The sequence below is a fragment of the Streptomyces capoamus genome (assembly GCF_014654935.1).
In the GTDB taxonomy this organism is placed as follows: Bacteria; Actinomycetota; Actinomycetes; order Streptomycetales; family Streptomycetaceae; genus Streptomyces; species Streptomyces capoamus.
Map to the genome: position 1 here is coordinate 13971 of NZ_BNBF01000027.1, position 6005 is coordinate 19975.

Below are 6005 nucleotides of genomic sequence, written 5' to 3' on the forward strand. Positions count from 1 at the left end.
TCTGGGACCTCGGCACCGCCACCAAGTCCGCCACCATGCCGCTCGACCACCCGGCGAGGAGCCCCCGACCATGAGCCTGCGGGCACGCATCAGCACCCCGGAGGAGCACGGCAACCGGGGCGAGGACGAGCACCTGGTCGCCTCCTACCGGGCCAAGCTGCTGGAGGAGATCGACCTCGCGGAGATGAGTTCGCTGGCCGCCGCCGAGCGCCGGGTCCGGCTGGAGCGGGTGCTCGGGCACATCATCAGCCGCGAGGGCCCCGTCCTGTCGACCGTCGAGCGGGCCCAGCTGATCCGCCGGGTCGTGGACGAGGCGCTGGGCCTCGGCATCCTGGAGCCGCTGCTGGAGGACGCGTCCATCACCGAGATCATGGTCAACGGCCCCGACGCGATCTTCGTCGAGCGCGGCGGGCGCGTCGAGCAGCTGCCGCTGCGGTTCGTCTCCGCCGACCAGCTGATGCAGACCATCGAGCGGATCGTGTCGACCGTCAACCGCCGCGTGGACGAGTCGAACCCCATGGTGGACGCCCGCCTGCCCTCCGGGGAACGCGTCAACGTCATCATCCCGCCGCTGTCCCTGACCGGGCCGGTCCTCACCATCCGCCGCTTCCCGCGCTCCTTCACCCTCCAGGAACTGATCGGCTTCGGCTCGCTGGACGAGCAGATGGTGTACCTGCTGGCCGGCCTGGTGCAGGCCAAGTTCAACATCATCGTCTCCGGTGCGACCGGCACCGGCAAGACGACCCTGCTCAACGCGCTGTCCGGGCTCATCCCCCCGCACGAGCGCATCATCACCATCGAGGACTCCGCCGAACTCCAGCTCCAGCAGACCCACGTGGTCCGCCTGGAGTCCCGCCCGCCGAACGTGGAGGGCAAGGGCCAGGTCACCATCCGCGACCTGGTGCGCAACTCCCTGCGGATGCGGCCCGACCGGATCGTGGTCGGCGAGGTCCGCGGCGGGGAGTCCCTCGACATGCTCCAGGCGATGTCCACCGGCCACGACGGCTCGCTGGCGACCGTGCACGCCAACAGCGCCGAGGACGCCCTGACCCGCCTGCAGACCCTCGCCTCCATGTCCGACGTGGAGGTTCCCTTCGTCGCCCTGCACGACCAGATCAACAGCGCCGTCGACGTCATCGTCCAGCTCACCCGGTTCGCCGACGGCGCCCGCCGCATCACCGAGATCGCCGTGCTCGACAGCCACGGCGGGGAGCCGTACCGGCTGGCGACCGCGGCCCGGTTCGAGGCACAGCCCATGACCCCCGACGGCCGTGTGTACGGCGCCTTCCGCTACTTCCCGCTGCCCCGCCGTACCGCCGACCGGCTCTACATGGCGAGCCAGCCCGTTCCGCAGGCCTTCGGCGTCGCCCGCACCGCCGACCAGCTAGCCACCCGAGAAGCCAGGTAGGACCCCCGACCATGGAACTGCACACCCTCGTCCGGCTCACCACCGCGGTGACGCTGCTGACGTGCGCCCTGGCGGTGGCCGGCGTGCACGCCTACGCCTCCGGGCGGGCCCGGCGCGCCGCCCTCGAGGACCGCCTCGCGCTCACCGGCCGGCCGCCCTCGACCGGCCGCCGGCGCCGCTTCCGCGACCTGGACCGGCGACTGCGCCGCACCCGCCTCGGCCGATGGCTGGAGCGGCGCCTGGCGGCGACCGGCCTGGACGTCACGCCCGGGGAGTTCTTCGCCGCCGTGCTGGGCACGGTCGCCGCACTCTGGCTGATCGGCCAGGCCACCCTGGCTCCCTTCTTCGGCCCCCTCGCCGGACTCCTCGGCATCGGGGCGGCGGTGCAGTTCCTCAACTGGCAGCGTCAGAAACGCATCGAGCGCTTCATCGGCCAACTCCCCGAACTCGCCCGCATCCTGGCCAACGCCACCCAGGCCGGCCTCGCCCTGCGCACCGCGATCGGCATGGCGGCGGAGGAACTGGAGGCGCCGGCCGGCGAAGAACTCGCCAAGGTCGCCGACCAGCTGGCCGTCGGCCACTCCCTGGACGACGCGCTCGGCGAACTCGCCGACCGCCTCCCCTCCCGCGAACTGGTCGTCCTCGTCACCACCCTGGTGCTGTCCAACCGCGCCGGCGGCCAGGTCGTCTCCGCCCTGCGGAACCTGACCGAGACCCTGGAGGAACGCAAGGAGACCCGGCGGGAGATCCGCACCCAGCTCTCCCAGGTGACCATGACCTCGTACGCCGTGCCCGTCCTCGGGGTGGGCGCGTTGTTCCTGATGAACGGCGTCAAGGACGGCGCCCTCGACCGCATGACCGGCTCCCCGGTCGGGCAGGCCTGCGTGATCATCGCGTTCGCCATGTACACCGTCGGCTTCGTCCTCATCCGCCGCATGAGCCGGATCGACGTGTGAGGGAGGTGACCCGATGGCATTGCTGCTCGCCCTGCTGATGGGCCTCGGGGTCTGGGGGGCCTTCCATGGCATCCGCATGTACCGCGCGGACGTCCGGCTGCCCGGCGACCTCGCCGTCGCCCTGGAGGTCGGCGCCACCCGCACCGGCGCCGTCGACTCGGTCGTCGACCGCATCGGCATGCGGTACGCCCCGGCCGTGCTGCGCCTGATGGGCCCGCGCCTGGTGGCCAGGTACCGCCGCAAGATCGACCAGGCAGGCAACCCCGGCGGCCTGACCATCGACCGCTACGCGGCCCGCCGCGCGGTGTACGGCGCCCTCGGCGCCGTCGGCTTCCTGGTCTTCCTGCTGCGCGGCCAGTGGTTCGTGGCCCTGCTGCTGCTCCTGTTCGGTGCGTTCTGGACCGAGGTCGGCATCTGGTCGGCGATCCGCGTCCGCAAGGACGTCATCGAACGCACCCTCCCCGACTTCCTCGACGTCCTGGCCGTGGTGGTCAGCGCGGGCCTCGGCTTCCGCCAGGCCCTGGACCGGGTCGCCTCCCGCTACGAGGGCCCGTGGGCCGACGAACTGCGCATCACCCTCCGCCAGATGGACCTCGGCGTGAGCCGCCGCCAGGCCTTCGCGGAGCTGAGACGCAGGAACGACTCCGAACAGGTGGCGATGTTCGTGACGGCCCTGCAGCAGGGCGAGGAACTGGGCGCGCCCATCGTCGACACCCTGGTCTCCCTGGCCAAGGACATGCGCCGCACCGATGCCCAGAACGCCCGCCGCAAGGCCGCGCGCGCGGTGCCCAAGGCCACGCTGATGATCACCACCTTCATGGTCCCGGCGACGATGCTCCTGCTGGGCGCGGGACTGCTGCTGGGCTCCGGGGTGGACTTCGGCTCGCTGACGGGGGAGTGAGGACGGGCGGTGACGGTCACGGTGACGGTGAGGGGGCTCACGGGGGAGGGCGGACGGAGGCTGGCCCGGGCCCGCGTGCGTCCCGGGAAGCGGCTCGGCGAGGTGTGGCGCGAGCACCGGGGTGAGAGGGCCGGCGGCGCGGCGGACGGTGCCGGTGCCGATGCCGGGCCGGGGAGCTCGCCGGGCGCATCGGGTGCGCCGGACGTGCCCGGCGCGCCGGACGCACTGGACGTGCCGGGCGCTTTGGACGTGACCGCTCCTCCCGCCGAGCCCTCCGAGAAACTCCAAATCCGGGCCCTGCAGGCGATGTGCCGCCAGGTCTTCGGCTTCCGCATGGCGATGATCGTCCTGTCGGCGCCCGCCGCCCTGCTCAACGCGGCCCCCGGCCTGGGCGCCCGCCTGGTCGGCGCGGCCGTCGTCGTCACGTTCATGGTGTCCTACGTCCTCTTCCGCGACTGGGAACGCTTCGGCCCCCTCCTGCTGCGCCACCCCAGCCTGCTCGCCGCCGACACCCTCTTCGGCTCCCTCCTGCTGATCGCGGCGGGCCCCGACACCACCCTCGCCTACGTCAGCGTGTGCACCCCGCTGCTGGCCGGCCTGGTCTACAGCTGGCGCGGCGCCGCCTGCTTCGCCTCCCTGCAGTCCCTGATCCTGCTCCTCGTCCACGCCACCCTGAAGGCCGGGCCGCACGCACCGGTCGCCGAGGCCCTGCTGCTGCCCGGCCTGTGCGTCATCGCCGGCGCGATGGGCTCGACCCTGCGCAACCTGATGCTCCGCTTCGGCGCCGCCACCCAGGCCCTGACGTCGGTCCAGGCCCGGCTCGCGGCGACGGAGGCGGTGAGCGCGGAACGGGCCCGGCTGGCCCGCGACATGCACGACTCCGTGGCCAAGACACTGCACGGGGTGGCCCTCGCGGCGGACGCCCTGGCCACCACCGCCGCGGCCGAGAACCCCGACCCCGCCCGCGTCCGGGAACAGGCGGAACTGGTCTCCCGCTCGGCCCGCAGGGCGGCGGCGGAATCCAGGGAACTGCTGACGGACCTCCGGCGGCACCAGCCGGACGACACCTCGTTCTGGCAGGAACTGTCCCACCGGACGGCCGACTTCACGCGACGCACGGGCCTGCAGGTGCACACCGCCGTACCCACCGCCGCCCTCCCGCCCCTGCCGCCCGCTCTGGCCCGTCCCGTCCTCGCCATCGCCACGGAGGCGCTGGAGAACGCCCACCGGCACGCGTCCGCGACCCGGGTGGACGTACGGGCCACGGTCGACGGCCGCCTGCTGCGCCTGACGATCCACGACGACGGCACCGGCCTGCCGCCCGGCACATGCCTGGAAGAACTCCGCGACGCGGGGCACTTCGGCCTGCTCGGCATGGTGGAACGAGCCGCGCAGGCCGGCGCCCGGATCCGTATCGGCAAGGGCAGCCACGAACGGGGCACGGAGGTACGCCTCGACATCCCGCTCCCCGCCACCCCCGACCACTGAGACCGAGAGACCGAGAGACCGAGAGGAGGACCATGCACCCACCACGGCCACCGCGCCCACCGGAGCCGCCCGGCACCGCCCCCCGGCCCGGGTTCCCGCCGCCGGCGCCGGTTCCCCCGCCGTTACGGCTGCTGGTCGCCGACGACAACCCCGTGGTCCGCGCCGGCCTCACGGCCCTGCTCTCCGGCCGCTCCGACACCACGGTGGTGGCGGAGGCACGGGACGGTCGCGAGGCGTACGAGGCGGCGGTTCGGCACCGGCCCGACGTCATCCTCCTCGACGTCCGCATGCCCGGGGTCGACGGAATCTCCGCGTTGCCCCACCTGGTGGGGCTGGCCCCGGTCATGATGCTCACCTACAGCCACGAGACGGAGACCGTGCGGGAGGCGCTGCGGCTGGGGGCGGGGGGATATCTGGTGCACGGCGAGTTCACGACGGAACAGCTGGTGCGGGCGGTACGGGACGTCCGGGAGGGGCGGCCGCATGTGACGCCGGGGGCGGCGAGGGCATTGCTGACTGACCTTCGAGAGGCTGCACCTGCACACCCTCGCGCCCAACTCGGCTCTGTTTCGGGCGATTCTGTACCTCATCCCCTTTCGCATATGCAACCATCTATGGGACAGTCGTTCCGGTCCCGGTTCCGGCTGAGTACGAGGGAGGCGGAGATCATGGACCTCATCGCGTCCGGCATGACCAACCAGCAGATCGCCGCCGCCTGCTTCATCAGCGAGAAGACGGTCAAGAACCACATCAACCGCATCTTCGCCAAACTCCACACCAGCACGAGGTCCCAGGCGACGGCGAAGTGGCTGGGGGTGGCCTGACATGCCCGACCCGCGAACCGGCACACCACCGAAATGGGCCTGGGGTTGGGCCCTTGGGCCCTCTGTGCTGTCCGCTGTGGGGTTCTACGTTTCGCCGAGACGAAGCGTGTCCGGAGGGGAGCACCGTGAGCGATCTTTTGCTGAAGACGGCTGTGGCGACCAAGGTTCGCCTGAACGGCTGGAGGAACACGACGGTCGAGGCGATGCGGCGTCGCGGCGGCGACCGCGGACAGACTGCGGTCGAGTACCTGGGCATCATCGCGGTGGTGGTCGCGATCGTTCTGGCGATCACTGGAACGGACATCGGAAAGACGATCCTCGACAAGATCAAAGCCAAGATTACGGAGATCACCTGATCTTTCGGCGCGCAGCCGGCGACTCAGGGCAGGCCTTCCCCATCTACATCACGGTGGTGGCGGGCCTGCTCT

6 protein-coding genes and 1 pseudogene are annotated in these 6005 nt (G+C 71.9%); all 7 read left to right on the plus strand.

Annotation, left to right across the window (positions count from 1 at the left end; genetic code table 11):
- Window positions 1–70: 70 nt before the first annotated feature.
- Window positions 71–1408, plus strand: a complete 1338-nt coding sequence (locus tag IE312_RS31815) for a TadA family conjugal transfer-associated ATPase (RefSeq protein WP_189985723.1) — start codon at window positions 71–73, stop codon at window positions 1406–1408.
- Between the two features lie 11 nt (window positions 1409–1419).
- A complete protein-coding gene (locus tag IE312_RS31820) occupies window positions 1420–2364 on the plus strand; it encodes a type II secretion system F family protein (RefSeq protein WP_189985724.1) in 945 nt (314 codons plus the stop codon).
- Window positions 2365–2377: 13 nt separating this feature from the next.
- Window positions 2378–3265, plus strand: a complete 888-nt coding sequence (locus IE312_RS31825; protein WP_189985725.1) for a DUF5936 domain-containing protein — start codon at window positions 2378–2380, stop codon at window positions 3263–3265.
- 306 nt (window positions 3266–3571) lie between these two features.
- Window positions 3572–4753, plus strand: a complete 1182-nt coding sequence (locus IE312_RS31830; RefSeq protein WP_229900693.1) for a sensor histidine kinase — start codon at window positions 3572–3574, stop codon at window positions 4751–4753.
- A 32-nt stretch (window positions 4754–4785) separates the two neighbouring features.
- A complete protein-coding gene (locus tag IE312_RS31835) occupies window positions 4786–5577 on the plus strand; it encodes a response regulator (RefSeq protein WP_189985726.1) in 792 nt (263 codons plus the stop codon).
- 125 nt (window positions 5578–5702) lie between these two features.
- Window positions 5703–5933, plus strand: coding sequence for a hypothetical protein (locus IE312_RS31840; protein ID WP_189985727.1), 231 nt, complete (start codon window positions 5703–5705; stop codon window positions 5931–5933).
- Window positions 5933–6005 (plus strand): annotated as a pseudogene (locus IE312_RS44705) (pilus assembly protein TadG-related protein); the annotation flags it as partial. The gene IE312_RS31840 and the pseudogene IE312_RS44705, both read left to right, overlap by 1 nt.